This window comes from Aeromonas sp. HMWF014 (assembly GCF_963878295.1).
Lineage (GTDB): Bacteria > Pseudomonadota > Gammaproteobacteria > Enterobacterales > Aeromonadaceae > Aeromonas > Aeromonas popoffii.
The window spans coordinates 1-2,909 of record NZ_CAWNYS010000447.1; the positions used below are offsets into that span (position 1 = coordinate 1).

The window sequence follows — 2,909 nt, forward strand, 5'->3', positions numbered from 1 at the left end:
ATATTGACATCCACATAGAGTATTTATACTAGGGTATACAATATGAAAAAATTATCAGAGATCATCCATCAAGAAGTTTCACAGGGGCGGCGGGATTTTCTCACCTTCTCTTCCATGTCATTGCTCGGCTTGGCGGTCAGTAGCGTTTTCCCTACTCCGGTGAAGGCCGCCTTTGCTGCCCTGAATAGTGGCACGCTCACTGATCTGGATGGGATCAATTTTTACGTGCCAAGTTCTAACCAGCCCATCGTTTATTCGAAGCCGGTCAGCTTTACACAAGCAACCGATGAAGCTCAATATCTTGCCCAGGTGATGTTTCAAGAGTTAATGAAGTTCGAATTCCAGAATCAGAACGGCTCATTAAGCGAAAAGTTGGGGCTTGGTATGAAGCCTAATGATAGTGTGCTGGCAATGAGCAATAACAACAACTCGGTAGGAAATATTTATTACAGCAATAAATCCTACTTTACTGACAATATTGTTGAATATGTGAGTGGCTTGTTGCAACACTCATATAGCAAGCAAAAAGATGTCACTGTGGCCAACCGGAAACTGTATAACTCTTGGGATATGGTGAAGGTCAATGCGAATATTAAGCAAGCAGAAAAGGGTACGCAATTTAAAGAGATTATCGACCAGCTATACGCTGTCGCTACCTCTTATTGTCAAAATGGAAAGTTAAACACCTACAATACAAAAGCAGATGGTCAATACTGGGCTCGTCAACTTATCGCACATTACAACAAGAATGAGGTGTTAGACGCACTTATCAGTTCTTTTAAAGTTCAGGAGAATTTGGGGCCAGGCTCATCGTTTGAAAATGCGATGTTAAAAGTGTATAACACCATCAATAAAGTCAGAGCGCTTAATATTTCATCCGGTGGTCACATCAAAGAGGATGAGCTGCAAGAATTTGAACGCACCCTGGCGGGTTCTGTTTACACAGGGTTTGCCATGAACACGAGCTGGGGCCACCAAAGCGAGCAATACACAGTCCTGGCCAACAGGAGAAACTTCGATGATGTGGTGAAGTTGTTGAGAAATGACAGCGGTAATCAGATCACCTTCTGGAGAAGTTTCTTCACCCAACATAGCCCGGATAAATTCTGGCAGGACCTTAATTATTCTGGTTCAGATATGAACTTGAAAATGTTCACCTTGCAGGATGGGGAGGCCCGGCGGCGTATTCTTAGAAAATATCCTGATCTGGCAAGGGCGACGGTCAGCGTGGCACCCACCGCCTTTTCTGGTGTGGTTCCCGCCAACGCCACAGAGTCATTCCTATCCGTGTTCGCCTTGTTGCTAGGGGTGGGCAACTTTACCTGGTTGACGGCGACCGATCGGCAGGAATTGAGCAACCCTGTTTCTTTGATGGGGTTGGGGGTTGCCTTTATGGATACGGGGCTGAATCTGATCAAGCTCGGTAAGTTCCTTGATAATGTGACCATGTTTATTTATGGCAGTGGTGCAACAATAGGAAACACCGTAGCCGATTATATGGCGAAGTTCAGTAAATACTTGAGCAACCTTACAGCCAAGGGCAGGAATCTCGCGAATGTGTTAGAGCGGCAGATAGCCAACAAGATGTTTCTCGCCACTACAACTCAAAGCATCGTTAAGGTTATTGATATATGTTTTGTTGGATTGGCGGCGCTGGGTGCGGCCCTGGCCGCGTATAGTCTATATGAGGCTGTCCAGGGGGGGGATGTCGGGGATATTATATTTGCTTCAATCAATCTGTTGATCGCCACGGTGATGTTGGGCATATCCGCTGCCGCTTTGATATGGTCTGCCTCTGTCTTTGCCATTGCCATTGCCGGACCCTTGGGGATTATTATTGCGGTGATAGGCATAGTGGTAGCTATTGCCCAGTGGATCTACGATTTACTAAAAAAAGAAGATATCAAGCCCAACCCGATCGAGAGTTATACCAACGAATATATTAAACCACGGGGGCTTGAGTACGAAGATATCGGCTCATACCTCTGCCGGGTCAAGAGTTACTGGAATGGCAATATGGTCTGTGCCATGGATGCCAAGACCATGAATACCGATTGGGACAAAGTCAAGCACATTGTTGACCAAAATAAGCCTATTTATCATCAGGCCGGGGCCTTGGTAACCTCCCCAAGAAATGGCAGGATTTATAACTTTGCCGATATTCAGAAGCCAGGCTACGGAAATATATCGACTTTCTTCGACACGGGAGCCAAAACATCAATCAGTAACTGGCGGCCGGACTATGAGTTGACAACCTGCGATCATGCCGTTGAGAGTAATACAAGGTATAGTAGGAAAACTGCTGCAATCTTCATAGCCAGGGCCGGCTACAGCTATCCACGCGCCTACTTGACGTCTAATCTGGAAAATGCCCCGACAAGTAGCAATGACCTGGTGAATAAATTAAATTTAGAGCCTGGTGATTATCCGATGGATGTGGTTGCCATCAATGACCTTGAGGATACCATGTTCCTTATCTTTACTACCCGACATATCTATCAGGTGAGAAATGATGACGTACGCAAGATAATATCTAATTTTGTCGGTCAGCCCAATACACCGATCACCTCGAGCCTTACTGCGCTGGCACTCGGTACTAACGTGAATTTGATCTATCGGTTAAGTGGTGTGGATGCTCCTAAGACTCGCTACCATTATCTGCTGACCCGGGATGACCGTGGGAATTATACCAGTATGAAATTACTGCGGACTATCAATTCCCCCATGTCCTCAGACTCGCCGATTGTCGGTCGGTTGTTCAACAAAGTCGGCGAACTGGTTTCGCGGATGGACTTTATGTATCACGATGGGCAGATTGGTTATGCGCGCTATGGCGCCATTATGAATAACACTGGTGGTGCCTGTAGTGGTCAACTAAATCCGGACACTTGGTTAGGCCGAACCTCGGC

At 46.2% G+C, this 2,909-nt stretch carries 1 protein-coding gene; it reads left to right on the forward strand.

Annotation, left to right across the window (positions count from 1 at the left end):
- Nucleotides 1–42 precede the first annotated feature (42 nt).
- Nucleotides 43–2,909: hypothetical protein (locus AAC083_RS17625; protein ID WP_258224753.1), on the forward strand; the 2,867-nt coding region annotated here is incomplete at its 3' end.